We start from the raw sequence: 25,529 nt of genomic DNA, 5'->3' as shown, positions 1-25,529 counted from the left end.
GGAGGCCGTCAGTCCTCGTCGCGTTCGGCGAGGAAGCGCTCGAACTGGGCGGCGAGCTCGTCACCCGTGGGCATGGGTGTCGTCTCGGCCATCAGGTTCTCCCGCTCGGAACCGGCCGCGAAGGCGTCGTACTGCTGCTCCAGGCCAGTGATGGCGGTGGACAGCTCGGCCGAGGCGCGGATCTGCTCCTCGATCTCCGTCGTGGTACGCCGGGCGGCCTCGCGCAGCGCGTCCATCGGGAACACCAGCCCGGTCGCCCGCGTCACCGCCTCCAGGCCGGTCACGGCGGCGCTCGGGTACTCGGCCTGGGCCAGGTAGTGGGGCACGTGCACCGCGTACCCGATCGCGTCCTGACCCTTCGCGCCGAGCCGCAGCTCCAGCAGCGCCGCCACGCTGCCGGGCACCTGGACCCGCCCGAACACGCTCGCCTGGGCGTTGATCAGCTCGGGGCGGGTGGCGTGCATCGTCAGGCCCAGCGGCCTGGTGTGCGGGACGGCCATCGGCACGCCGTGGACCATCACCAGCTTGCTCACCTTCAGCCGCTCCACCAGCTCGCCCACGGCCCGGATGAACAGCTCCCACTCGCGGTCGGGCTCGGGGCCGCTCATCAGCAGGAACGGCGTGCCCGTCGCGTCCTTGGCGGCGTACACGACCAGCTCGGGGCTCTCGCACTCCACCCACCGGTCGGTGTCGAACGTCATGATCGGCCGTCGCGACCGATAGTCGAGCAGCCGGTCCACGTCGAACGTCGCCACGACCCGGTGCTCCAGCTCGGCCAGCAGGTGGCCCACCGCGAGGCGTCCGGCACCGCCCGCGTCAACGAAACCGTCGAAGTGGTACAGCAACACCGGATCGGGCAGCTCGGGCGCGTCGTCTGCGAGCTTGTAGAGATCCTTCGGGTCGAACACGGTTGGACAGCCTTTCCCTAGGTACTCATCACCAGAACCCACGACGCGCCGGAACGATTCCGTGCAGGGCACTTTATCGGGGGCAGAATGGGCAGCATGGACGGGGATCCGGAGCTGGAAGAGTTCGCCACCAAGCTGTTCGACATGGCCAGGGCGGGGGAGACCGAGACGCTGCGCGCCTACGTGGAGGCCGGGGTGCCGGCCAACCTGACCAACCAGAAGGGCGACACGCTGCTGATGCTGGCCGCCTACCACGGCCACGCGGAAACGGTCCGCATGCTCGCCGCCCACGGCGCCGACCCCGACCGGGCGAACGACCGCGGCCAGACCCCGCTGGCGGGCGCGGTCTTCAAGAAGGAGCCTGAGGTCGTCAGGGCGCTGCTCGACGCGGGCGCCGATCCGAACGAGGGCCGGCCATCCGCCCTGGAAACTGCCCAAATGTTCGCAAATGACCAATTCGTCCAATGGTTCACGCAACGTGATTCATAGTATGAAATGGGCTTAAACCACATAAAAGTTATCCACTGTGGCCTTTCGAGCGGTCCATCGTCATGCTGTAAGGCGTGGCTACTTCTGCGCATTCCTTCGCTAGGCGACCTCTCCACATCCCCGCTCTGCCCTGCCCCTTCCCGAACGAGATCAACGTCCATCATGCGGAAGTCACCGCCGAGAGCCAGGCGTGGGTTGCCGCCTCTGGCATGCTCCCGAACGCCGATGGCGTCGAGTACTTCAGGCGATCAGAACTTGGCTCCCTTCCAGCGCGCACCAACCCCACCGTGCCGCAGGTAAGCCTCCGGGTGATCACTGACTGGTATTTCTGGCTCTGGGCCTTCGACGACGGGTTCTGCGAAAGGGAAGGCATCGGAGACAGCCCCGCCACGGTCGCCCGGGCTTTGCCGTCGCTCCTCAGAAGTCTCGACGGGGAGGCCGATTCCAGTAATCCGTTCAGCCTCGCTCTCAAAGAACTCCTCGACCGCATCTCCGCGTTAGGCACCCCCGAGCAGGTCGACCGCTGGCGCGTCGCGGTGAAGGAATACCTGTTCGCCCAAATCTGGGAGGCGGCGAACCGCGAGGCCGACGCCATCCCCACTCCGGAGGATTACCTCCTGATGCGCCGTACCACCGGCGCCACGTACACCTGTTTCGCGCTCATCGACCTCGGTGGCGGCTACCGCATCGAGACCGAGGACTGGTACCACCCCGACGTGCGACTGCTCTCGGACCTGGCTTGCGACCTCGTCGGCTGGGACAACGACCTGCTTTCGTATGCCAAGGAGCGCCACAGCGACAAGGCCAGGCACAACATCGTGACGGTGCTGGCCACCCACAAGTCCCTCTCGCTGCAGGACGCGCTGCTTGAGGTGGCGCAGCTGCATAACGACGCCATCGCCACGTTCGTCGAGCGCCGCGAGGCCGTGGAGAAATGGGCCCCGGCCCCGGTGCTGGCCTACGTACGCGGCCTAGAACACTGGATCCGCGGTCACATCGAGTTCTCGTTCGGCAGCGCACGTTTCGTCCAGGCCTGGCCGGAGGACACCCGCTGGCCGCAGGCCGTCTAAGGCCGCGCCGTCAAATCTCGTCGAGGGCGTCCAGCTCGCCGAGCGCGAGCGCGGACGCCTCTTCGAGGTCTAGGCGTGCACCCTCCTCGAAGGCGTTCTTGTAGGGCAGCTCGCCCATCTGCAGCACACAGTTTCGGACGCACGCGTTGTGGTCGTCGGACAGGAACGGCGCGCCCAGTTGCGGCAGGCCCGCCGTCTTCCAGTTCTGGTGCAGCGCCCCCAGCAGAGTGGCGGCAAGCGGCAACCGGTCGAGGGCCACGAATATGCGGGCCGCGGACTCCAGCGACAGCAGGGTGCCGAGGGTGTCGTGGAAGTGCAGCTTGATCCGCAGCCCCTCCCTGACGTTCTGCAGCGCCTGCTCCGGCCGGTTCGTCGCGAGCCGGACACCCGCCAGTGCCCACTGCGCGTGCGAACTCAGCCAGAGCTCGCCGCGCTCCCTGCACACCTGCAGGCAGTCATGCAACAGGGACTCGGCCTCGTAGAACTCCCCCTGCGCGGTCAACACGATGGACAGCTCGACGATGGCGGGCAGCAGCCCGGGGTTGAGCTCCTTGTTGTCGGTGTTGAACTCGATCGCCACGCCGAGCAGCGCGCTGGCCTTCTGCATGTCGTTCTGGAGCATCGCCGCCGTGCCCTGCATCTTGGAGGCCAGGATCACGGACCGGGAGTCACCCACCTTGACGGCCTCGGCGCTGCACGTCTCGGCCGCCTCCCGCCCTCCGACGCTGTCACCCTGGGAGTTGCGTACATAGGCCAACACCCACAGGGCCTTGCACCGCTCCCTGCTCGGCCTGGGGTTGGCCTCCAGCGCCCGCTCCAGGTAGAGGCGGCCCTCGCGGGCGAATCCGCAGCAGACCCACATGAACCACAGCGACGACAGCAGCGTCAGCGCCAGCGGTTCCTTGCCTGGCTTGTTCAGCGAGTACTCGAGCGCGGTCCGGACGTTGTTGTGCTCCTGACGCATGCGGATGAACCAGTAGATCTGCCGCGGCCCCGACCAGGCGTCCTCGCCGCGCTGGGCCAGGCTGAGGTAGTACTCCAGGTGCCGCTGGCGGACCTGCTCGGCCTGGCCGAGCTTGTCGAGCCACTCCTCGCCGTATTCTGCGAGGGTGTCGATCAACTTGTAGCGCACGCCCGCGTGGTTGCTCCTGATCAGCAGGATCGACTTTTCGACCAGGCCACCGATGAGGTCGGTGATGCGCTCGGCGGACAGGCGCCCGTCAGAGCAGACGAAGCGCGCCGCGTCGAGCTCGAAATCGCCCGCGAACACAGACAGCCTCGCCCACAACAGCCGCTCCTCCGGCTCGCACAGCTCGTGACTCCAGCCGATGGCTGCGCGCAGCGTCTGGTGGCGGGGCAGCGCCGTGCGGCTCGCGCCGGCCAGCAGGCTGAACCGGTCGGTCAACAGCCCGAGGATCTGCTCGACCGACAGCGCCCGCAGCCGCACCGCGGCCAGCTCGATGGCGAGCGGGATGCCGTCGAGCCGGCGGCACAGCTCGGCGACGGCGCCGATGTTGTCCTCGTCAAGCACGAAGTCGGGCAGGCTCGCCCCCGCCCGGTCGGCGAAGAGCTGGACGGACTCGTTGGTGAACAGGCTTTCCGCCGGGTCGTCGCCGGGCACCTGGAGGGGCGGCACCGGCACGACCTGCTCGTAGGGGAGGTTGAGCGATTGACGGCTGATCGCCAGCACCGTCAGGCTGGGCGCGGCCTCGAGCAGCTCGTGGATCAGCTCGGCGCAGCCCTCCAGGAGATGCTCGCACGTGTCGATGATGAGCAGCATGTCGCGCTCACCGACCCACTCCGACAACGACTCCGACGCCGCGCGGGAGGACTGGTCGGCGATGCCGAGCGCGGAGGCGATGGTGTGCTTGACCATGCCCGCGTCCTGCAGGCGGGCGAGATCGGCGAACCAGACGCCGTCGGGGTAGCCCGCGCGCACCTGGTGGGCCAGGCGCAGCACCGTGCGCGACTTGCCCACGCCGCCGATGCCGGTCACGGTCACCAGGCGGGACTCGTTGAGGTGCCGTTTGAGGTTGGCGAGGAGGCGAGTGCGGCCGACGAAGCTCGTCAGCTCCGCCGGGAGATTGCCTTCTCGCCGCCAGCCGGTCGGGGTGGCCATGCGCAGCCTCACGGGGGGTAGGCGACACCTGCCCTCGTATCGTACCCCGGTGATCGACGCCTGTCCCCGGAGCGAGAGACACGCTCGGTACCGGTTTGTACGCCCCGGTAGCATGTCCTCCGTGGAAGATTTCCTACCCGAACAGACGTCCGACGACCGCGACCTGGGCTGGGGAGACTGGCCCGAGGGCGACCAGGACGCCTTCTACCTGGAAAACAGGCCGCCTCACTGGGGCTGATCCTGTGCACACCCTGCGCGCAGCCGCCCCCGCCGACTACGACGCCATCGCCGCCGTGGTCGACGACTGGTGGGGGCGGCCGGTGCTGGCGTCGCTGCCCAGGCTCTTCCTCGACCATTTCCACCGCACCAGCCTGATCGCGCAGGGCCCTGGCGGGGGGATGGCGGGGTTCCTCGTCGGGTTCCCGTCGCCGTCGCTGCCCGGCGAGGCGTACATCCACTTCGTCGGCGTCGCCCCCGAGGCCAGGGGGAGTGGCCTCGGCCGCACCATGTACGAGCGTTTCTTCGATCTCGCCCGCGGGGAGGGCCGTCACGTCGTGCGTGCCATCACCGCCCCGGTCAACACCGCGTCGATCGCCTTTCACCGCCGTATGGGCTTCACGGCCGACGGCCCGGTCCCGGAATACCACGGCCCCGGAACGGCCATGATGACCTTCACTCGCAAACTCTGACCCGCTGAGCAATCTTACTTTCTGCTCTTTTGTGAAACATGTCGTAAAACAGCCGTATACATCTTTGTAAACCAGGGAATGGCTCACAGCGTTCGCGGGTGCCGGGTGAAGGGGGCGCGGCGATGGCGGGACGTCTGGGTCGAATGGGGCTGGCCGGCGAGTTGATCGCCGAATTCGCAGGGACGATGGTGCTCATCCTGTTCGGTGTGGGCGTGGTCGCGCAGGTCGCCGCGGCACAGATCGGCGACCACGACAGCATCGCCTGGGCGTGGGGCATCGGCGTCGCGCTCGGCGTCTACGTCGCCGGCCGCACCACCGGCGCGCACATCAACCCCGCGGTCACGCTGGCCTTCGCCTGCTTCCGCGGCTTCCCCTGGAAGAAGGTCATCCCGTACGCGCTCGCCCAGACGGCCGGAGCCTTCGTCGCGGCGCTCATCGTGCGGTGGAACTACCACGAGGTCCTGAGCATGGTGGACCCCGGGCACACGATCAAGACGCAGGGCGTCTTCTCGACCCTGCCCGGCAACGGCACCCTCCCGGTGGACATGTGGGGCGGCCTGCGCGACCAGATCATCGGCACGGCCATCCTGCTCTTCGTCGTCTTCGCCCTGTCGGACGTCGCCAACATGGCGCCCGCCGCGAACATGGCGCCGTTCCTCATCGGCCTGCTGGTGGTCGGCATCGGCATGGCCTTCGGCACCAACGCCGGCTACGCCATCAACCCGGCGCGTGACTTCGGGCCGCGCCTGGCCAGCTTCCTCACCGGGTACGGCGGAGCCTGGCGCGACCAGTACGGCGACCTGTACTGGTGGGTGCCCATCGTCGGCCCCGTGATCGGCGGGGTCATCGGCGCCGGTCTCTACCAGGTGCTGATCCACCGCTTCCTGCCTCGCGACGACGTGGACCGCGACGTGGTCAAGCCCTCGGACTGACCCTCGGACGAACCCGTAAGGAGAACGACATGCCCGAGTTCGTGGGCGCCATCGACCAGGGCACCACCAGCACCCGCTTCATGATCTTCAATCATGACGGTGGCGAGGTGGCCAAGTTCCAGCTGGAGCACGAGCAGATCCTGCCCAGGGCGGGCTGGGTGGAGCACAACCCCATCGAGATCTGGACCAGGACCTCCGCCGTGATCCAGAGCACGCTGCAGCGCAGCGGCCTGCAGGCGAGCGACCTGGCCGCGATGGGCATCACCAACCAGCGCGAGACCACGGTGGTGTGGAACCCGCGCACCGGCCGGCCGTACTACAACGCGATCGTCTGGCAGGACACCAGGACCGACCGCATCGCCGCCGCGCTGGATCGCGACGGCCGCGGCCAGGTCATCCGCGACAAGACGGGCCTGCGGCCGGAGGCGTACTTCTCCGGCGGCAAGATCCAGTGGATCCTCGAGAACGTCGACGGCGTCCGCGAGGCCGTGGACCGCGGCGAGGCCGTCTTCGGCAACACCGACACCTGGGTCCTGTGGAACCTCACCGGCGGCGTCAACGGCGGCGTGCACGTCACCGACGTCACCAACGCCAGCCGCACGATGCTGATGGACCTCGACACGCTCGACTGGGACGACGAGCTGCTGTCGTTCTTCGGCATCCCGCGCCGGATGCTGCCCGAGATCCGCCCCTCGTCCGACCCCGCCGGCTACGGCGTCACCTCCGGGGCCGGGCTGAGCAGTGGCGAGGTGCCGATCACCGCCATCCTCGGCGACCAGCAGGCCGCCACCGTCGGCCAGGTCTGCTTCTCGCCCGGCGAGGCCAAGAACACCTACGGCACCGGCAACTTCCTGCTGCTCAACACCGGCACCACCCCCGTGCGCTCCAAGAGCGGCCTGCTCACCACCGTGGCCTACAAGTTCGGCGACCAGCCGGCGGTGTTCGCGCTGGAGGGCTCGATCGCGGTGACCGGCTCGGCGGTGCAGTGGCTGCGCGACCAGCTGCACATCATCACCTCCGCCGCGCAGAGCGAGACGCTGGCCCGGCAGGTCCAGGACAACGGCGGCATCTACTTCGTGCCGGCCTTCTCCGGCCTGTTCGCCCCCTACTGGCGGGCCGACGCGCGCGGCGCCATCGTCGGCCTGTCGCGTTACAACACCGACGCCCACCTCGCGCGCGCCACCCTGGAGTCCATCTGCTACCAGAGCCGCGACGTCGTCGAGGCCATGCAGCAGGACTCGGGAGTGGTGCTCGACGTGCTGAAGGTGGACGGCGGGGTCACCGCCAACGACCTGTGCATGCAGCTCCAGTCCGACATCCTCGGCGTGCCGGTCAGCCGGCCGGTCGTCTCGGAGACGACCGCGCTCGGGGCCGCGTACGCCGCCGGCCTCGCCGTCGGCTTCTGGCGTGACACCGACGAACTGCGCGCCCACTGGGCCCAGGACCGCCGCTGGGAACCGACCTGGACGGCGGAGCAGCGCGAGACGGGGTACGCCGGCTGGAAGAAGGCCATCACCAAGGCCTTCGACTGGAGCGAGACCGACTGACCCCTCAACCGGCCGCTTCGCCGGCGGGGTGGTGTCAGCTGACGACGTCCTTGTGGCGGAAGCGGCGGAAGGCGACCGCGAGGAGGATCGCGGCGTACGTGATCGACACCGACGCGCCCTTCGCCATCCCGCTCCAGTCGAGCTCGGGCTGCAGGGCGTCGAGCCAGGCGTTGTTCCAGAACGTGGGCAGGAACTCGCGCAGCACCCCCAGCGCCTCCACGGCCTGCAGGATCGTGCACACGATCCACAACCCGACGGCGCCGCCCACAGCGCCCAGCGGGGAGTCGGTCATGGTCGAGATGAGGAACGCCAGCGCCGCGACCACGAGCTGGCTGACCATCGCGTACGCGATCACGATGCCGAAGCGGGGCAGCACGTCGAGCGCCGGGATGACCTCGCCCGTGCCGGGCAGCTGGATGTCGTCCCAGCCGAACGCCAGGGTGCCCGCGAGCAGCGCCATCACCGGCAGGCAGATCACGGCGGCGGCCGAGAAGCCGAGCGCCACGATCAGCTTCTGCCGCAGCAGCCGGTCACGGGGGACCGGCGCGGCCAGCAGATAACGCAGCGACGACCAGTTGGCCTCGCTCGCCACGGTGTCGCCGCAGAACAGCGCGACCGCCACCACGAGCAGGAAACTGGCCGACACCGACAGCGCGAAGGCGGCGAAGTTCAGGCCGCTCTGGGTGGCCAGGTCGGAGATGCGCAGCGACTGCTCCTCGTTCGCGCCCTGCGGCCCGATCTGGAACGCGATCACCAGCACCCACGGCAGCGCCAGCAGCAGCCCGAACATCGCCAGCGTCCGCCGCCGCTTGAACTGCCTGACGATCTCCACGCGCAACGGCAGCGTACGGTTGGGCGCGTAGCCGGTCGCGGTGGTCATGCCTTGTCTCCGATGAGGTCGAGGAACACGTCTTCCAGGCGCGGCCCGTGCCCGTTGGCCGCGGCGGCCGAGCTGAGCAGCTGCGAGACGGGGCCGGTCGACACCAGCCGCCCGCGCTGCATGACCACGACGTGGCTGCAGGTCTGCTCCACCTCGGCCAGCATGTGGCTGGACACGATCACCGTGCGGCCGTCGCGCGCGTAGCGCTTGAGCACCTCCCGCATCTCGCGGATCTGGGGCGGGTCGAGACCGTTGGTAGGTTCGTCGAGCACGAGCAGGTCGGGCAGGCCGAGCATGGCCTGGGCGATGGCCAGGCGCTGGCGCATGCCCTGGGAGTAGGTGCGTACGGCCCGCTCCAGCGCCTTGCCGAGCCCGGCGATCTCCAGAGCCTCGTCGAAGTGCGCGTCGGCGACCGGGCGGCCGGTGGCGGCCCAGTAGAGCTGGATGTTGTCGTGCCCGGACAGATGGGGCAGGAACCCGGGCCCCTCGACGAACGAGCCGAGCCGCGACAGCACGGGGGCGCCGGGCGTGACGCGTTCGCCGAAGATGCGGACCTCGCCGTCGTCGGGCTGGATGAGGCCCATCATCATGCGCATGGTGGTCGTCTTGCCGGCGCCGTTCGGGCCGAGCAGGCCGAGGACCTGGCCCTTCTCGACGCGGAACGACAGCCCGTCGACCGCCAGCTCGCCGTTGCGGTACGCCTTCGTCAGCCCCCTGATCTCCAGCGGCACCTCCGCCGCGGCGACCGCGGCCGTGCCGGTCGCGCTGCTGCCGGAGGGGGTGTCGCTTGCCGGGACGCTGGTGACGGGCGCGGCACCGGTCCGGCTGCCCGTCGTGGCCCCGTCATGAGCCTGGCCGCCGGCCATGGCATCGGAGGAGCCGTTGACGGTGGTCGCGGCATCGGGGGAGGAGCCGTTGACACCGGTGGCGACGTCCGATGGATCGTCCGTCGTGGTCCCGGCCGTCGTGGTGCCGGTCGCGGTGGTCCCGGTCGCCGTGCCGGCGTCGGGTGCCTGGCCGTTCGGGGTGGTGACAGCGGGGGTGACCGGCTTGCCGTTCGGGCTGGAAGCAGGCGTGGTGTTCGGTATGCCGGTTTCCGGCGTGCCGCCGATCGAAGCGGGCTCGGCCGTGGAGGCGCGTACGGGCCGGCGGCGGAGGCCGGCCGGGGTGCGGCCGGTGGCCAGCAGGACGGCCGCGACCACGATCGAGGCCAGCGGCATGGCCCAGACCCACCACGCCACCCCGGTGGGAGCGGCGGCCAGCGTGCGCACCGTCGGGACGGTGAGCGCGGGGGAGGCCAGCGAGATCTGGTACGCCGCCGGCGCGGCGGGCGTCGCGAACCCCATGTCCGTCGTCGTCACCACCAGGCGCAGCCGGTGGCCCACGGCGAAGCGGTGGTCCACGGCGGGCAGGGTGATCGTGGCCTCCGTGCTGCCCGCGCCCTGCGGGATCGTCACCCGGACGGGCGCCACCAGCCCGGCGGGCAGGGTGGGCAGCTGGTTGTTCTCGGCCACGTCGTACAGCTTGGCGAACAGTGTCGCCTCGCCCTCGCCCGTCACCCTTACCGTGATGGTCGGGCTGCCGGTGAGCTGCAGGGGAGCGGTGAGCGGCCGGGACTCGAACGCGGCGCTCTGGCCCGGCATGTCGATCGAGACGCCGCCGTTGCCCTGGCCGCCCAGCAGGCCGCCGATGCCCGGCACCGTCGAGATCGAGGCAGGGGCGCCGCCGGGCGGGTTGACGATGTTCTGCTCGGGGCCGGCCAGCTCGACCGTGGCGGTGTCGGTGCCGCCGAGACCGGGGTAGGCGTCGGCCTCCGGGTGCAGGCGGATGCGCTGACGGGTGCCGGGGTCGCGCCCGCCGTCACGGGTCACCGTGAACGCGCTCACCGGCGGCGTCCGCGAGCCCTCGCCCTTGAGATAGCGGGAGAACCAGGCCGAGGACTGCTCGAACAGCCAGTCGGCCTCGCCGTTGCCGCCGTCGTGCCCGCCGTCGAACCACGCCAGGCTGACCGGCGTGCCCGCGGCGGCGATGGCCTTGGCGTTGGCGTCGGCGTGGCTCAGCGGGAACAACGAGTCACGCTGCCCCTGGATGAGCAGGGTCGGCGCCTTGATGCGGTCGGCCACGGTGATGGGGCTCGACTTGCGCAGCAGCGCGACGGCCTCCGGGGAGGCCCTGCCGTCTTCGGCGACCTCCTGGTAGATGTCGCAGATCTCCGGCAGGAACCTGCCGCAGCGCGCCTGCTGAGGAGTCAGCGGCCCGGCCGTCTCCCGCGGGCCCAGCAGCGACGACGCGTCGAGCGAGACGCCCTGCCCGAAGAAGATGCCGGCCCACATGCGCTTGAAGACGCCACTCGCCGCCCCCGACCCGGACGCGTCAGGGGAGCCGGTGTCGCTGGCGCCCTGATCGGTGCCGGTGCCGCCCGTGGCGGGGTCGGCGCTCGCGGAGGAGTCGGTGCCGCCCGTGGTGGGGTCGGCGCTCGCGGAGGAGTCGGTGCCGCCCGTGGTGGGGTCGGCGCTCGCGGAGGACTCGGTGCCGCCCGTGGTGGGGTCGGCGCTCGCGGAGGAGTCGGTGCCGCCTGAGGCCGTGCCGGACTCGCCATCGCTCCGCGCGGCGTCGCCGTCCGTTCCGGTGGTGGTGTCGGCTTCGCCTGTGGTGGGGCCTGGGGCGGTCTGGGTGGTGGTGGCCGCGTTGGGGAACAGGGCGTCGGCCAGGTCGGACCAGGTGATCTGCGGCACGATCGCGTCGACCCGCTGGTCGAAGGCGGCCGTCATGAGCGCGATCGCGCCGCCGTACGAGCCACCCGCGATGCCCACGCGCGGGTCGCCCGAGGCGTCGAGCTGGACCTCGGGCCGCTCGGCCAGCCAGTCGATCAGCTGCTTGACGTCCTTGACCTCGTAGTCGGGCGAGTTGAGCGCGATCTGACCGGTGGAGCGGCCGAAGCCGCGCGCCGACCAGGTCAGCACCGCGTAGCCGTCCTGGGCGAGGCGGATCGCCTGGTCCCGCATGCTCTGCTTGCTGCCGCCGAACCCGTGGGCGAGCAGCACGGCAGGCGCCTTCCCGCCCTCAGGCGGTGGGAAGAACGTCGTGTCGAGCACCACGCGCTGGTCGTCGGCGGGTCCGTCGACGACGGTTATCTTCTGGTCCTGGCCCCGCACCCCGGGAGCCGACGGCCACACGAGCCACGTCGTCACCCCGATGAGGGCGAGCGCCACCACCAGGGCGGCCACACGCTTCATGCGGTGAGCCTACTTTCCGCACCTGAGAGATCCCTGAGACGGGGCTCACGCCGGGACCTGCCGCGCGGTGCTGTACGAGCTGAACCGGGTGATCAAGGTGTGCGCCGGTCGCCGGAGAACGCCCGGGCGACCGTGAGGCTGTCCTCGTAGATGTGGTAGCGGGTGACCAAGCCTTCCTCGACGGTGAGATGCAACGCGAACGGGGACGTGTAGGACACCTCGCCGCCCTTGACCGTCTGCGCGATCGTGCCGAGCACGACCGCGTCGTCGCCGTCCACCAGGACGTGGCTCACCGAGGTGCCGTTCAGCTCGGCGACGTGGTGCGCCGCCAGGCTCCGGAAGTGCTCGGCCACGTCGCCGCGGCCGGCCCGCGGGCGGATCCACGGCACGGCCGGGTGCCCGTCGGCGGGCCAGGAGAACCGCCAGTCGCTCCGCTCGGCGAACAGGGCGGCGACGCCCTCGGGGTCGCCCGCGCCGATCCGGCGCAGCAGTTCCTGCACGGTGTCACGTGTCGTCATGGCTTTTCCTTCATGTCGTCCCGGTGGTGCCGTCGCAGTCTGCCCGGCGGCGCGTGGGCGTGGCGATTACCTGCCAGGTCATGCGGCTGACTATGCACGACCTGGAGAAGCGGCACTGCGTCTGCTGGAGTCACGCGGCCATGATGCACGCCGGCCCGGCCGAGGGAACCGCCGAGCGCGCCGCCTGTGGACAACCGGCCGGCGCCCATGGGCTCCTGTGGACAACGAGTGCGCGTACGAGGACGTAGGAGGTGGCATGTCGGCGAAGCCGCGGGCCGACGCCTAGGCTCCCCGGCATGGACGACTACCTCGAGCTCAACCGGGCCAACTGGAACGCGCGCGTCCCCGTCCACGTCGGCTCCGCCTTCTACGACGTCGAAGGGTTCAAGGCCGGGCGCAGCCCGCTGCGGAGGTTCGAGCTGGACGAGGTCGGCGACGTGTCCGGCCGTCGGCTGGCTCACCTGCAGTGCCACATCGGCCTCGACACCCTCTCCTGGGCCAGGCTCGGCGCTGAGGTGACCGGGCTCGACTTCTCGGAGGCGGCTGTCGAGCAGGCGCGGGCGCTGGCCGCGGAGTGCGGCATCCCGGCCCGGTTCGTCACTGCCGACGTGTACGACGCCGTCGAGGCGCTCGGCGAGACGTACGACATCGTCTACACCGGCGTCGGCGCGCTCGTCTGGCTGCCCGACATCGCCCGCTGGGCCGAGACGGTCGCCGCCCTGCTGCGGCCCGGCGGGTTCCTCTACCTGGCCGAGTTCCACCCGTTCTCCGACGTCCTGGACGACGAGAGCGGCACCACGGTCACCCACGACTACTTCGAACGCGGCCCCCACGTCTGGGACGAGCCGCACACCTACACCGACGGCGCGGCGCTCACGCACACGAGGACGATGCAGTTCCGGCACGGTCTGGGTGAGATCGTCACCGCGCTGGCGGCGGCCGGGCTGCGGATGGAGTTCCTGCACGAGCACGACCACACGCTCTTCCGCCGCTACGGCACGCTCGTCGCCGGCGACGGCGGATACCGCCTCCCGTACGGCGCGCCGCGGCTGCCTCTCATGTTCTCGCTGAGAGCGTCAGCCGGTAGTGCACCTCCTCCAGCGGGGGATCTTCCACCTGCTTCGTCCGCCCCGACGGCGTGAACCCGAAGCGCTCGTAGAACCGCCGCGCGCGCGGGTTGTCCGCCAGCACCCACAGCCCGGTCTCCGTGCCGCCCGACGCGGCCATGGCCTGCGTGGTCGCCGTCATCAGCGCCCGCCCCATGCCGGTCGAGAAGTCGTCGGGCAGCACGTAGATGGCGTACACCTCCATGCCGGGGATGTCGGCGTCGCGGCTCGGGCCGTACAGGGTGAAGCCGCGGACCGACCCGTCGCGCACGGCGACCGCGCCCGTCAGCCGCCCGTCCGCGAGCGCCTCCGCACGAGCCTGCACCAACTGCGGCCGCACCTCCAGGCCGTCGAGGTACGTGTCCGGTAGGACCCCGCGGTAGGCGACACGCCAGCTGGCGATGCGGACCTCTTCGATCGCCGGCGAGTCCTCCGGGCCGGCAGATCGGATATCAAACGACATGCCGGCATTGTGGCAAAGGTGATCGCCGGAACAGGGCGTCTCAGCGTTCAAGGCCGGCCACCGTAAGATTCAGTCCTGTGAAGTCTCCAGCATCGTTCAAGAAGGCCGCCGCCTGGGCCCTGCCGTACTGGACCCGGGGGCAGGCGGGCCGTGAGACGCCGCAGGATCTGTTCAGGGTGCTCTACATCGGCTGGCTGGTGGCGTTCGCCCTCAAGGTCCTGGGCTCGGCGTGGGACGTCTCGTGGCACTTCAAGTGGCTGCGCGACGACCTTGCCCCGCCCCACCTGCTCAACTCCGTCGGCACGGTCATCGTCGTCGCGCTGACCGTCATCCACGGCTACACCGGCTACGGTGTCGACAAGGCCGCGCTGCGGCTCATCCAGTGGGGCACGGGGGTCTTCCTCGTCGCGGTGCCGCTCGACCTGATCAACCACCGCATCAACGGCCTCGACATCACCTCGTGGAGCCCGTCCCACATGATGCTCTACGCCGGGACGTTCTTCATGATCGCGGGTGTGATCCGCGGCTGGTTCATGGGGGCGCCGCCCGGGCGGGAGCGGGTGGTCGTGCTGGGGGCGTTCTTCGCGTTCTTCCTGGAGAACGTGCACTTCCCAGAGCAGCACCAGGAGTACGGCATCCTGTCGCTCGGCGCGTGGGACGACAAGGTCGTCTACGCCGAGCAGATCCTGCTGCAGTTCGCGGCCGACCAGATGGGCCGGCCGATCGACCGGGCGATGATGGCCGGCTTCACCCTGCCCGTGCCCGACTATCTCTACCCGGTCTACGCCGTGGTCGTCGGGCTGTCCGTGCTCGTCGTGGCCCGGCTGCTGATCGGCCGGTTCGGCGCCGCGACGCTCGTGGCCGTCGCCTACGTCGGGTTCAGGACGCTGGCCTGGCCGCTGCTCACCTTCACCGGCTTCCCGCCGTCGGCGGTGCCGTTCTTCCTGGTCGTCGCCGGTCTGCTGGTCGACGTGGCGTTCCTGGTGCGCCAGCCCGCCGTGCGGGCGGTGCTCGGCGCCGCCGTGGTCACGGCCGGCGCGTACGGCGCGCTGGCGGCGCAGAGCACCGTCATGGGCCCGGTGTACGGCTGGATCAAGGGCCAGGAGGGCCTGCTCGGCGCGCCCCCGCTGGTCACGGCGTCGGCCGTGTGGGCCGGGCTCGGCCTGCTGGTCTGCTGGCTGGCCGTCGAGTGGATCGCGAGCCGGCGCCGGCCGCGCGAGGCCGCGGCCCCGGTGCCCCGCGCGACCGTCCCCGCCGCCGTCACCCCCTGAGCCGTCAGACGATCGACGAGCGCGTGATCGCCACGGCCACGCCGTAGGCCAGCCCCATCACGCTCACCTCGGCCACCGCCCAGCCCACCAGGGCGGTGGCCCGGCGCTGCCGGATGGCGGGCAGCAGCCGGAAGCGGATGTGGGCGGCCAGCGGCACCAGCAGCGCCACCAGCGCCGTCTTGACCACGACCAGCTGCCCGTAGGGGCTGGTCACGATCGCGTCGGGCAGTGTCACGCCCGGCGTGAGCGCCATCGTGCTGAGTCCCGTGATGAGGCCGGACAGCCCCACGAGCAGCAGGCACACCGTGGCGATCCTCGAGAACTTCGGCAGCGCCACGGCCAGCAGATCGCGGTGCGGGGCCACGAACGCGGCCAGCGCCACCAGCCCGCCGGTCCACGCCGCCGCTCCCATGACGTGGATCTCCATCGAGATCATGATGGGGTCGTGCCAGACCGAGTCGACCGCGTGACCGGTGACCGGGATCGGCAGCAGCCCGAACAACGCCACGATGATCCGCAGCTCGGCCGGCACCTTCTCGCCGAACCGCACCGCCATCAGCCCGATGCCGGCCGCCGCGAGCGCGCACGCCGCGCTGAACAGCAGCCCCTGACCGGTGCCGACGTCATCGACGTAAGCGGCGATCATGCCGAACGTCGGCACGGAGCCGGGGTTGAGCTCGGCGGTCTGGAACACGATGGTGAGCAGCGCGCAGATCGCCCACGCCCACGCGGCCGTCACCGCCAGCGGGCGCACCCGCAGCATGACGGGCTCGGTGCGCTCGGGGTCGTCGAAGCCGAGCAGCTTGGGCAGCAGGCTGAGGCCGACCACGGCGACGGCGGCCACGTCGAGCAGCACCCGCACGATCGGCAGCCCGTACGTCACCACGACGCCGGGCATGGGGATGCCGGGCACGGCGTCCTGGGCGGTGAGGGTGCTCGCGGCCACGGCCGCTAGCACGGCGCACACGCCGAACGCCCCGGCCACCGCACGCCCGCCGATCCGGCGGGAGGACACGGAAGCAGCGGTGACGGTCACGCGCCCGTCCTCTCGCCCTCAACCGCGGGGGAGCCCTCAACCACGGGGGAGGAGGAACGGCGCAGGGCCACGGCGGTGCCGGCCGCGAGCAGGAGCAGCGCTCCCACGATCCACACCACGGCCATCCCCGCGCCGCCGTTGGCCGCCGCCTCGGCGGCCGCACCAGAACTCACGGCTCCTGAACTCACAGCCCCAGAATTCGCAGCCCCAGAATTCGCAGCCCCAGAGCTCCCGGCCGCCGCGCTGGTGGTGTCCGTGCTCACACCGGAGGCGTCCGGCGCCAGGCTGAAGGTGATCTTGCCGGTGACCGGGTGGCCGTCGGCGGACAGGATGCGGTAGCCCACGACGTACGTGCCCCCGGCGGGCAACGGCTTGACCTTGACCGACACCCGCTCCGCCGCGACCTCGGCCGCTCCGTCGGCCCACGCCGACCCGTCGGCCCCCGTCACGCCCACCTGCGCGTATCCCTGGCGCACCAGCTGGTCGAACACCAGCGTCACCCGCTCGGGCGAGGCCGTCAGCGTCGCTCCGTCCTTGGGGTCGCTGCCGATCAGCACGTTGTGCGCCTGGGCCGGCGTGTGCGCCAGTCCCACGGTGGCGCAGGCGAGCAGCAGGACCGTGAGTAGCCGCCTCACAGAGCAAAACCTTCCATCGGACACGTCATGAACCCGTATATGGTCCCATCCATGGAGGACCTGTTCGGCGGCGCGGCTCCCTTCTACGCCCGATACAGACCCCGCCACGCAGGGCCGGCGATCGAGCGGCTGGCGGCGGCGTTCGGGCCTGAAAGCACCGTGCTCGACCTCGGCTGCGGCCCCGGCACGATCGCCGTCCCGCTGGCCCGCCACGTCCGCGAGGTGCTGGCCGTCGACCCCGACGCCGGCATGCTCGCCGAGGGCGAACGCCTGGCGGCGGCCGTGCCGAACATCCGCTGGATCAGGGGCGACTCCACGGCGCTGCGCGCGCTGCCGCCGTTCGGCCACGTCGTCATGGGGCGGTCGTTCCACTGGACGGACCGCCGCGCGGTGCTGGCGGACCTCGACGAGCTGCTGCCGCCCGGCGGCGTCGTGGCGCTGGTCGGGCCGTCCCGCCACGACGACCCGGAGGAGCCGTGGGAGCCGGCCATGCGGCGGCTGCGCGAGGAGTTCGGCGTCAACACGCTGACCGCGTCCGACTCCTACCAGGCGACCGGCGAGCACCACGACGACGTGCTGGTCACCTCGCCGTTCCGCGACCTCGACGTGACGTGCTACACCGAGCGCCTGACGTACGGGGTCGAGGAGATCTTGGGCCTGCAGCTGTCGTACTCCTACTCCACGCCAGCCCGGCTCGGCGACCGGCTGGCGGCCTTCACCGAGGCCGCCAGGCGGGAGCTGCTCGCGCTGAATCCCTCGGGCACGTGGGAGCTGCGGACGGTGACCGAGGTGCTGCTCGCCCGCAGGCCCGTCACAGCGCCTCCACCGAAACCCCCAGCTCGTACGACGCCGCCGCCCGGATGAGCCCGTTGACCCGGCGGCGCGAGAGCACCTTGGGGTGCAGGTGCGTCTGGACGGCCAGGCCGTCGATGAGGGCGAACAACCGCCACGACGTCGCGTCGGGGTCGGCACAGGCGAACTGCCCGCAGTCGACGCCGGCCTCGATGATGCCGCGCATCAGCGCACGTCCCCGGGCGTCGATGCGGCGCGAGATCTCCTCCAGCTCGGCGCTGCGCATGGCCTCCGACCAGGCGTCGATCCACAACCGCCAGCCCTCGGTGGGGATCGCCGGCGAGCAGAGCCTGAGCAGGGAGCGCAGGCGGTCCAGGGGCGTGCCCGCGGAGCTGTCGAGACCGGCCAGGGCGTTCAGGTGCAGGCGCGCGGCGTAGCCGAACGCCTGGGCGAACAGCCGCTCCTTGGTCTCGAAGTGGTAGAAGAGCAGGGCCTGGCTCACGCCGGCCGCCTTGGCGATGTCGATGGTCCTGGTGTGCCCGAACCCCTGCTCCGCGATCACCTCGCAGGCCGTTTTCAGCAAATCCTCGCGCCGTAATCGGCTGAAACCTGTTGTCACAGCGAGTAACTCTAACTTCTGACTCATAGTTATTCGTAGGACAAACCGGGCATGTACCGATCCGGTACGCGCCGGAATTCCGCTCGGGTTGATCATGGTAGCAGTGGGCGGAAACAGGGATCAGGCATCCCTTACTGGAATCCGGAGGACGAAACGGGCGCCCTTGTCGCACTCCTCGATGCGCAGCACGCCGCCGTGAGCGTGCGCGATCTCCCGCGCGATGGGCAGGCCGAGGCCGGTGCCGCCCGCGTCGCGGTTGCGGGAGGCGTCCAGCCGGGTGAACCGCTGGAACACGACCTCGCGGTGCTCCGGGGCGATGCCCGCGCCGTCGTCCTGCACCTCCAGCATCGCCTCCCCGCGAGACTGCCGCACGGCCACGATGATCGTGCTCTCGGCGTGCCGTTCGGCGTTGTCCAGCAGGTTCGTCAGCAGGCGGCTCAGCCGGAGCCGGTCGGCGGTGACGACCACGCCGGGCTCCAGCGAGGTGACGACCTTCTTGCCGCGCGTCCGCTCCGTCTCCGACTTGACCAGCTCGGCCAGGTCCACCGGCTCCAGGTGCCCGGGCGCCCCCGCGTCCAGCCTGGTCAGCGTGAGCAGGTCGGTGACGATGTTCTGCAGCCGGTCGAGGCTCGTCAGCAGCCGGGCCCCGGTCTCGCGCCAGTCGGTCTCGTCGGGGGCCAGCATGGCCTCCTCCAGCTCGGCGCGCATGGCGGTCAGCGGGCTGCGCAGGTCGTGGGAGGCGTCGGAGGCGAACCTGCGCTGCTGCTCGACCGCCTGCTCCAGCCGGGCGAGCGTCCGGTTGGCCGTCTGGGCGAGCGCCCTGATCTCGTCGGCGTTCTCCGGCACGGGCACGCGCATCCCGCCGTTGCCGGCGGTGATCTCGGCGAGCCGGGCGGTGATGTTGTCGACCGGCGAGAGCGTCTTGGCGACCATCCGCGAGGCTCCGAACCAGGCCAGCACCACGAGCGCCGTCGAGCCCCCGGCCAGCAGGACGAGCGTGGAGGCGTTGACGTACCAGGGCGGCATGGCGCCGAAGGCGTAGACGGTCCAGTCGCCGTCATTGCGGTACACGCGGAAGGCGACCATGATCTGGCACTCCCCGTGGAACTGCGGCACGTCGCAGAGAGGGCCGATGCGGCTGGCGCTGCCGGAGGCGGGGGCCAGGTTCGTCACGCGCGGCATGCCCCGCAGGTCGGGCGTCGCGGACATCACCCGGCCGTTCTCGTCGACCGCCTGGACGCTGTGTGAGTCCAGGCCGACCAAGGGTGGCGGCCGCTCATGCTCCTTGATCAGGTGCACCACGCGCAGCGCGCTGCCGATGACCTCGTTCGTCCGGATGTCCATGAGCGCGCCCTGTGCCGACCACAGCAGCAGCGAGCTGGTGACCAGGCAGAGCAGTGCCATGGCGATGCTGGCGAACAGCGCCAGTCGCGCACGAATGGAACGGCCCAGCCGAGTGATCACATTTCATCCCCCCGTGATCAGATGATCACAGTACGCACTTACTGCTCGAATTAAGGGAGATTCCTCGACAAATCCGGCTAAAGACCTTCCAGAGCATTGCTCTGTACGGGCCTCGGCGGGCTGACTTAGAGTAAGTGAGCACTGATGCCGAGGAGTCGATGTGAATCTTGTCGAGTATCGCCGCGCGGCCCGGGCCTGGCTGCAGGACAACGCTCCGTCGGACGACCACCCGGAGACCGGCGCGGTCACCCGCGCCAAAGACTTCATGGCCAGACTCCACGACGCCGGATACTCCGGCATCACCTGGCCGCGGCGCTGGGGCGGCCAGGGGCTGACCGAGGCGGAGGAGCGCGCGTTCGCCGCGGAGGCACGCGACTACAGCCTCCCCACCTACGTCTTCTCGATCGGCCTCGGCATGACCGGGCCGACGATCCTCGATCGCGGCACCGACGCCCAGCGCGAGCGGTTCCTGCGGCCGCTGCTGCGCGGCGAGGAGATCTGGTGCCAGCTGTTCTCCGAGCTCGGCGCGGGCAGCGACGTCGCCGCCCTGCAGACCAGGGCCGTGCGCGACGGCGACCACTGGGTCGTCAACGGCCAGAAGGTGTGGACCTCCGTCGCCCACCACGCCGACTGGGGGTTGCTGCTGGCCCGCACCGACGTGGAGGTGCCCAAGCACAAGGGGCTGACCATGTTCGTGGTGGACATGCACCACCCGGGCGTGACCGTCAGGCCGCTGAAGGACATGTCGGGCAGGGCCAACTTCAACGAGGTCTTCTTCGACGACGTCACCATCCCCGACGAGCACCGCGTCGGCGAGGTCGACGACGGCTGGAGCGTCGCGGTCACGACGCTGCTGCACGAGCGGCTGTCGATCTCCTCGGGCGTCGGCATGGGCGGTCAGAAGGACAACCCGGCCGCGCTGGAGGCGCTGCGCACGATGGTCGACACGAGCGACCCGTACGTCCGCGACCAGCTCGTCGAGCTGCACATCCGCAGCCGCGCGCTGGCGCTGTTCAACCAGCGGCTGGCGCAGGAGACCGAGGCCGGCGTCTTCCCCGGCGCGCGCGGCAGCGCCGCCAAGCTGCTGCTCGCCGAGCTGACCCTCTTCCAGGCCGACCTCGCCACCCGGCTCGTCGGCCCCGAGGCGGTGCTGGCAGACCATCCCCTCTCCCGCCTGATCGCCACCGCCCCCGGCATGGCGCTCGGCGGCGGCACCAACGAGATCATGCGCAACATCGTCGGTGACCGCGTGCTCGGCCTGCCGCCGGAGCCGCGGGTGGACAAGAACGTGCCGTTCAAGGACCTGAAGGTGGGGACCCAGGCGTGAAGCTCGTACTCAGCCCCGAACAGCGGGAGCTGCGCGAGGCCGTGCGCGGCTTCCTGCGCGGCGCCTCGCCGCTGCCCAAGGTCCGCGAGGGCTACGACCCCCAGGTGTACGCCCGGCTCAACGGTGAGCTCGGCCTGTCCGGCCTGATCATCCCCGAGGAGTACGGCGGCGCGGGCGCCGGCATGGCCGAGCTCGCCGTCGCCCTGGAGGAGACCGGCGCCGCGCTGCTGCCCGGACCGTTCCTGGCCACCGCGTTCGCCGCCATCGCCACGACCCTCGTGCCCGACAAGGAGCTGCTGACCGGCATCGCCGAAGGTCGCGTCACGGCCACGCTCGACGAGACCGAGGTGCTCTTCGACGGCACGTCCGCGCGCGGCACGCTGCCGCGGGTGCTCAGCGGCATGGAGGCCGACGTGCTGGTGGCCCCCGCCCGTACCGGCGACGGCCTGGTCATGGTCTGCGTCGAGCTGGCGGCCCCCGGCGTGCGCCGCGATCCGCTGGATACCCTCGACCTCACCCGCGGCCAGGCGAAGGTGGTGCTCGACGGCGCGCCGGGGCGGGCGCTCGGCCCGGCGCCGGAGTCGGGCATCGCCGACCGGCTGTGCGTGGCGCTGGCCGCCGAGCAGCTCGGCGTGATGCGGGCGGCGCTCGACGCCATCGTGGCCTACGCCAAGATCCGCGTCGCCTTCGGCCGCTACATCGGCTCCTACCAGGGCGTCAAGCACAAGCTCGCCGACATGCACGGCAAGCTCGAACAGGCCGAGTCGATCGTCCGCTACGCCGCCTGGGCCGCCGACGAGTCGCCCGGCGAGCTGCCCGGCGCCGCCGCACTCGCCCAGGCGTACGTCGGGCGGGCCTGCTTCGAGGTGGCCCGCGACCACCTGCTGCTGTACGGCGGTGTCGGCTACACCTGGGAGCACGACGCCCACCTGTTCTACAAGCGGGCCAAGGCCGACGAGGTGCTGCTGGGCCCGCCGCGCATCCACCGTGCCCGCCTCGCCGACCTGCTGGAGCTGTGATGGACGTCAGCGGGCTGCCCGGCTTCTACGCCATCGCCGCAGCCGACCCCGGCCGCCGTGCCGTGATCGACGCCGACGGGTCCGAGACCACGTACGGCGACCTGCTCGCCCGCGTCAACCAGGTGTCCCACGGGCTGCGCGCCCGCGGGCTGACCACCGGCGACGTGGTGGCGGGCGTGCTGCCCAACGGCCTCGACGCCGTCGTCATGCTCATGGCGACCGGTCAGATCGGGCTCTACTACGTGCCGATCAACTGGCACCTGAACGCCGCCGAGATCGCGTACATCGTGGCCGACTGCGACGCCAAGGTCGTGGTCGCCGGGCCCGAGTACGCCGCCACCGTGCCGGGGGCCGAGGTCGGCACCGCCGGCCTGGCCGACGGCCAACCGTCGGACGCGCCCGCCGGCCGTACGTCGGGGGCCGTCATGTGGTACACCTCCGGCACCACCGGCTTCCCCAAGGGCGTGCAGCGTCCGCTGCCGGGTGCGGAGCCGGAGGCGATCGTGCCGATGTACACCTGGTTCCTCGCCGAGGTCGTCGACCTCGAGCCCGGCGACGACGTGCACCTGGTCACCTCGCCGATGTACCACTCCTCGCCCTGCGCGCACACCCAGTTCGCGCTCCACTTGGGCCACACCGTGGTCATCGCGCCCCGGTTCGACCCGGTCGGCATCCTGGAGCTGATCGAGCGCCACCGCGTCGGCAACGCGATGATGGTGCCGACCATGTTCCACCGGATGCTGCAGCTGCCGGAGGAGGTCAAGGCCCGGTACGACGTGTCGAGCCTGCGCCAGGTCATCCACACCGCCGCCGCCTGCCCGGTCGCGGTCAAGCAGAAGATCATGGACTGGTGGGGCCCGGTGCTGTACGAGTACTACGGCTCGACCGAGTCCACGATCGCGTTCTCCGTCAAACCGCACGACTGGCTGGCCAGGCCCGGCACCGTCGGCCGGCCCGCGCCCACGTTCGAGGCGAAGATCCATGACGAGGCGGGCAAGGAGCTGCCGCCCGGCGAGCCCGGCATGATCTACGTCAAGTCGACTCTCAGCACGTTCGAATACCGGAAAGACCCGGCCAAGACGGCTGCCAGCATGCTGGGGGAGTGGTACGCCCCCGGCGACATCGGCTACCTGGACGAGGACGGCTACCTGTTCCTGTGCGACCGGCGCACCGACCTGATCATCTCCGGCGGCGTGAACATCTACCCCGCCGAGATCGAGGCCGCCCTGCTCGAACATCCCGCGGTGGCCGACGTCGCGGTCATCGGGGTGCCCGACGAGGAGTGGGGGCAGCACGTCGTCGCGCTCGTGCAGCCCGTCGAGGGGGTCAAGGCCGGCCCCGAGCTGACCGCCGAGCTGCTGGAGCACTGCGGGCCGCGCATCGCCCGGTTCAAGCACCCGAGGGTGATCGAATACCGCGACGAGCTCCCGCGCACCCCGACCGGCAAGCTGTCGCGGTCGCGGGTGCGCGAGGCCTACCTGGCGGCGGCGGGGAAGAGCAGTTCCTCGGAGTAGCCCCTGCCGTCACCCAGGTGGAAGCGGACCGACAGCGTACGGTCGGCGGTGTCGAAGATCGTGGTCCACAGCGTGCGGAACGGCAGGTCGGGGTTCTCGGCCTGCTGGACCGCGCGCAGGCTCTCGCGCAGGTCGTCGGCCGACATCGTGACGCCCTTGCTGCGCTCGTGGAGGGTGCGCAGCCGGCCGAAGGAGAAGAAGCTGCCCTCGGTGTCCTCGGGCAGGTCCATCGGGTCGGGGTGGCGGTGCAGCAGGTGGTTGGTGACGCAGAGCGGTCCGTCGCCGAACTCGACGATGTGCTCGCTGCCGTCGCGGCCCCGCTCCCACACGAACGCCTTGCCGTTCGCGTCGGCCACCAGGTAGTGCAGGGGCAGGCCGTGGTCGTACTGCTTGGCGCCCAGCAGCGCCTGCTTGGCCTGCTCGACGTTCTCGCACGTGTCGAGCAGGAACCGGGGCAGCTGCACGCTGCCCACCCCGACCTGCGGCGCGACGGTCTCCGGCGGCGCGGCGCTGGCGAAGTCGGCGACCAGCAGCATGACCGCGAGGCCGGCCGAATTGACGCCGTCCATGCAGCCGTCGAGGTCGTTCATGGTGATCACGGTGGAGGCCAGGCCCTCGTCGGGCACGGTCGTGATGACGTACGGGCGCGAGGCCATGGGCAGCTCGTTCGGCCCGGGCACGGCGCCCATGACCTCGCTGGTGGTCCACGGGAAGAAGTCGTAGTTGCGGCCCACGCGGCCGTGGCCGTCCGAGGCGGCCGACGGCGGGATCCACAGGGCCGAGCATCCCGAGCCCTCGGGGATGTAGTTGAGGCCGTCGAGCGCCAGTTCGTCCTGGTCGGGGTCGAGGCCGAGTGCCGCCGCGGCGCCGTCCATGCGGGCGTGGTGCTGCGGCCAGTGCCGTTCGAACCAGGCCCTGCGGGCGCGGTTGACGATCGGGTCGGCGGGCGTGGGCGCCCAGCCGAGCCGGCGGGCCTCCTCGGTGAGCGCCCGGCCGATCTCGACCTGGGAGCCGGTCAGGGTGAGGTGGGTGACCAGCTGGAAGTCGTCCTTGCCGCCTGCGACGTGCGTCATGTTCTGCATGGCCTGAGCATCGCCGGGGACGCTGACGGCGGGCTTACCGGCGGCTGACCGCCCGGTGGTAGCGCTCGGCCAGCAGCCGTACCTGCTCGGTCAGTTCAGGGGAGTCCAGCACCTCGAAGTCCACCCCGAGGAACCCGATCCACACCGCCATGCCCTCCAGGTCGTCGCCGCCCAGCCGGGCCAGGCAGGTGGCGTCGTCCACCGGCTCGACCTCCACGCCGGTCCGGAGCGCCCGGATCCGCTCGGCCGGGGCGTGCAGCAGCACCGTCGCGCGGTGCCGCCACATCGCCGTGTTCAGCCCCTTCTCCACGTACGCCGCCACGTCGCCGTCCCCCGGCAGCTCGCGGGGCGGGAACCGGGGCCCGGACGGCGTGCGCGGACTCACCCGGTCCACCCGGAACGTCCGCCAGCCGCCCCGCTCCACGTCGTAGCCCACCAGGTACCAGCGCCCGCGCCGGTGCACCAGCCGGTACGGCTCCACGTCGCGCGCGCTCTGCCCGCCGTCGTGCCCGGTGTAGCCGAACCGCAGCCGCTCGCGGTCGCGGGCCGCGTTCGCGATCGCGGTCAGCACCTCGGGCGAGACGGACGGCGCCGGGCCGAGGATCTGCACGGTGTAGGCGTTGAGCGTGTTGACCCGCCGCCGCAGCCGCGCCGGCAGCACCTGCTCCAGCTTGGCCAGCGCGCGCACCGAGGTCTCCTCGATGCCCACGACGCCGCCGCCCGCGGCCCGGCCGAGCCCGACCGCCACCGCGACTGCCTCCTCGTCGTCGAGCAGCAGCGGCGGCAGCGCCGCCCCCGCCCCCAGCCGGTAGC

23 protein-coding genes are annotated in these 25,529 nt (G+C 70.9%); 11 read left to right on the top strand and 12 right to left on the bottom strand.

The window, feature by feature from the left end:
* Positions 1–8: 8 nt before the first annotated feature.
* Positions 9–908 (bottom strand): proteasome assembly chaperone family protein, encoded by a 900-nt coding sequence (locus E1286_RS21295; RefSeq protein ID WP_132615178.1) that lies wholly within the window; start codon positions 906–908, stop codon positions 9–11.
* Positions 909–995: 87 nt separating this feature from the next.
* Here E1286_RS21295 and E1286_RS21290 point away from each other — a divergent pair, with 87 nt between their 5' ends.
* On the top strand, positions 996–1,397 hold the full coding sequence (locus E1286_RS21290; protein WP_223190190.1) for an ankyrin repeat domain-containing protein: 402 nt from the start codon (positions 996–998) through the stop codon (positions 1,395–1,397).
* 74 nt (positions 1,398–1,471) lie between these two features.
* Positions 1,472–2,467, top strand: a complete 996-nt coding sequence (locus E1286_RS21285) for a terpene synthase family protein (RefSeq protein ID WP_132615174.1) — start codon at positions 1,472–1,474, stop codon at positions 2,465–2,467.
* A 10-nt stretch (positions 2,468–2,477) separates the two neighbouring features.
* Here the strand turns inward: E1286_RS21285 and E1286_RS21280 are convergent, their stop codons facing one another.
* Positions 2,478–4,598, bottom strand: a complete 2,121-nt coding sequence (locus E1286_RS21280; protein ID WP_246075020.1) for an ATP-binding protein — start codon at positions 4,596–4,598, stop codon at positions 2,478–2,480.
* Between the two features lie 230 nt (positions 4,599–4,828).
* Here E1286_RS21280 and E1286_RS21275 point away from each other — a divergent pair, with 230 nt between their 5' ends.
* The 3 genes from E1286_RS21275 (at position 4,829) to glpK (ending at position 7,754) form a co-directional block, all read left to right on the top strand.
* The gene (locus tag E1286_RS21275; RefSeq protein WP_132615172.1) at positions 4,829–5,275 is read left to right on the top strand and encodes a GNAT family N-acetyltransferase; all 447 of its coding nucleotides are present in this window, start codon (positions 4,829–4,831) and stop codon (positions 5,273–5,275) included.
* A 122-nt stretch (positions 5,276–5,397) separates the two neighbouring features.
* Positions 5,398–6,207: an MIP/aquaporin family protein gene (locus tag E1286_RS21270; RefSeq protein WP_132615170.1), complete on the top strand. Its 810-nt coding sequence runs from the start codon at positions 5,398–5,400 to the stop codon at positions 6,205–6,207.
* Positions 6,208–6,236: 29 nt separating this feature from the next.
* A complete protein-coding gene (gene glpK / locus E1286_RS21265) occupies positions 6,237–7,754 on the top strand; it encodes a glycerol kinase GlpK (RefSeq protein WP_132615168.1) in 1,518 nt (505 codons plus the stop codon).
* A gap of 34 nt (positions 7,755–7,788) precedes the next feature.
* Here glpK and E1286_RS21260 read toward each other — a convergent pair whose 3' ends face one another.
* From E1286_RS21260 to E1286_RS21245, 3 genes are all read right to left on the bottom strand, one after another.
* Entirely contained in the window at positions 7,789–8,634 is an 846-nt protein-coding gene (locus E1286_RS21260) for an ABC transporter permease (RefSeq protein WP_132615166.1), read from the bottom strand.
* Positions 8,631–11,870, bottom strand: coding sequence for an alpha/beta fold hydrolase (locus tag E1286_RS50350; RefSeq protein ID WP_246075019.1), 3,240 nt, complete (start codon positions 11,868–11,870; stop codon positions 8,631–8,633). Before E1286_RS50350 ends, E1286_RS21260 begins: the two co-directional genes overlap by 4 nt.
* A 92-nt stretch (positions 11,871–11,962) precedes the next feature.
* The gene (locus tag E1286_RS21245) at positions 11,963–12,388 is read right to left on the bottom strand and encodes a nuclear transport factor 2 family protein (RefSeq protein ID WP_132615164.1); all 426 of its coding nucleotides are present in this window, start codon (positions 12,386–12,388) and stop codon (positions 11,963–11,965) included.
* Between the two features lie 296 nt (positions 12,389–12,684).
* Between E1286_RS21245 and E1286_RS21240 the strand changes: the two genes are divergently transcribed.
* Complete coding sequence (locus E1286_RS21240; protein WP_132615162.1) at positions 12,685–13,530, top strand: class I SAM-dependent methyltransferase; 846 nt, start codon at positions 12,685–12,687, stop codon at positions 13,528–13,530.
* On the opposite strand, the gene E1286_RS21235 is transcribed toward E1286_RS21240, so the two are convergent.
* Entirely contained in the window at positions 13,445–13,957 is a 513-nt protein-coding gene (locus tag E1286_RS21235) for a GNAT family N-acetyltransferase (RefSeq protein WP_132615160.1), read from the bottom strand. The two genes, E1286_RS21240 and E1286_RS21235, sit on opposite strands and share 86 nt — an antisense overlap.
* A gap of 77 nt (positions 13,958–14,034) precedes the next feature.
* Between E1286_RS21235 and E1286_RS21230 the strand changes: the two genes are divergently transcribed.
* A complete protein-coding gene (locus tag E1286_RS21230; RefSeq protein WP_246075018.1) occupies positions 14,035–15,228 on the top strand; it encodes a hypothetical protein in 1,194 nt (397 codons plus the stop codon).
* A 4-nt stretch (positions 15,229–15,232) separates the two neighbouring features.
* On the opposite strand, the gene E1286_RS21225 is transcribed toward E1286_RS21230, so the two are convergent.
* Both E1286_RS21225 and E1286_RS21220 read right to left on the bottom strand, forming a co-directional pair.
* Entirely contained in the window at positions 15,233–16,264 is a 1,032-nt protein-coding gene (locus E1286_RS21225; protein WP_132615158.1) for a copper resistance D family protein, read from the bottom strand.
* Positions 16,261–16,899 carry a copper resistance CopC family protein gene (locus tag E1286_RS21220; protein WP_132615156.1) on the bottom strand — a complete coding sequence of 213 codons (639 nt, stop codon included), beginning with the start codon at positions 16,897–16,899 and terminating at the stop codon, positions 16,261–16,263. The genes E1286_RS21225 and E1286_RS21220 overlap by 4 nt, the downstream gene beginning before the upstream one ends.
* A 51-nt stretch (positions 16,900–16,950) precedes the next feature.
* Here E1286_RS21220 and E1286_RS21215 point away from each other — a divergent pair, with 51 nt between their 5' ends.
* The gene (locus E1286_RS21215) at positions 16,951–17,763 is read left to right on the top strand and encodes a class I SAM-dependent methyltransferase (RefSeq protein ID WP_165969829.1); all 813 of its coding nucleotides are present in this window, start codon (positions 16,951–16,953) and stop codon (positions 17,761–17,763) included.
* On the opposite strand, the gene E1286_RS21210 is transcribed toward E1286_RS21215, so the two are convergent.
* Both E1286_RS21210 and E1286_RS21205 read right to left on the bottom strand, forming a co-directional pair.
* Positions 17,711–18,310, bottom strand: coding sequence for a TetR/AcrR family transcriptional regulator (locus E1286_RS21210; RefSeq protein ID WP_246075017.1), 600 nt, complete (start codon positions 18,308–18,310; stop codon positions 17,711–17,713). The genes E1286_RS21215 and E1286_RS21210 overlap by 53 nt on opposite strands.
* A gap of 120 nt (positions 18,311–18,430) precedes the next feature.
* Positions 18,431–19,774, bottom strand: a complete 1,344-nt coding sequence (locus E1286_RS21205; RefSeq protein WP_132615150.1) for a sensor histidine kinase — start codon at positions 19,772–19,774, stop codon at positions 18,431–18,433.
* A 160-nt stretch (positions 19,775–19,934) separates the two neighbouring features.
* Here E1286_RS21205 and E1286_RS21200 point away from each other — a divergent pair, with 160 nt between their 5' ends.
* Genes E1286_RS21200 through E1286_RS21190 form a run of 3 tightly spaced genes read left to right on the top strand, consistent with a single transcriptional unit; the run spans position 19,935 to position 23,634 of the window.
* Positions 19,935–21,101 carry an acyl-CoA dehydrogenase family protein gene (locus tag E1286_RS21200; protein WP_132615148.1) on the top strand — a complete coding sequence of 389 codons (1,167 nt, stop codon included), beginning with the start codon at positions 19,935–19,937 and terminating at the stop codon, positions 21,099–21,101.
* Entirely contained in the window at positions 21,098–22,120 is a 1,023-nt protein-coding gene (locus tag E1286_RS21195; RefSeq protein ID WP_132615146.1) for an acyl-CoA dehydrogenase family protein, read from the top strand. The genes E1286_RS21200 and E1286_RS21195 overlap by 4 nt, the downstream gene beginning before the upstream one ends.
* The gene (locus tag E1286_RS21190) at positions 22,120–23,634 is read left to right on the top strand and encodes an AMP-binding protein (protein WP_132615144.1); all 1,515 of its coding nucleotides are present in this window, start codon (positions 22,120–22,122) and stop codon (positions 23,632–23,634) included. Before E1286_RS21195 ends, E1286_RS21190 begins: the two co-directional genes overlap by 1 nt.
* Here E1286_RS21190 and E1286_RS21185 read toward each other — a convergent pair.
* Entirely contained in the window at positions 23,595–24,707 is a 1,113-nt protein-coding gene (locus tag E1286_RS21185; RefSeq protein ID WP_132615142.1) for a C45 family autoproteolytic acyltransferase/hydrolase, read from the bottom strand. The two genes, E1286_RS21190 and E1286_RS21185, sit on opposite strands and share 40 nt — an antisense overlap.
* A gap of 43 nt (positions 24,708–24,750) precedes the next feature.
* A partial coding sequence (locus E1286_RS21180; protein WP_132615140.1) for a helix-turn-helix transcriptional regulator occupies positions 24,751–25,529 on the bottom strand: 779 nt, incomplete at its 5' end.

The sequence above is a fragment of the Nonomuraea terrae genome (genome assembly GCF_004348995.1).
In the GTDB taxonomy this organism is placed as follows: Bacteria; Actinomycetota; Actinomycetes; order Streptosporangiales; family Streptosporangiaceae; genus Nonomuraea; species Nonomuraea terrae.
The sequence above is the reverse complement of the archived record's forward strand: the minus strand, read 5'-3'. Positions and strand labels throughout refer to the sequence as shown.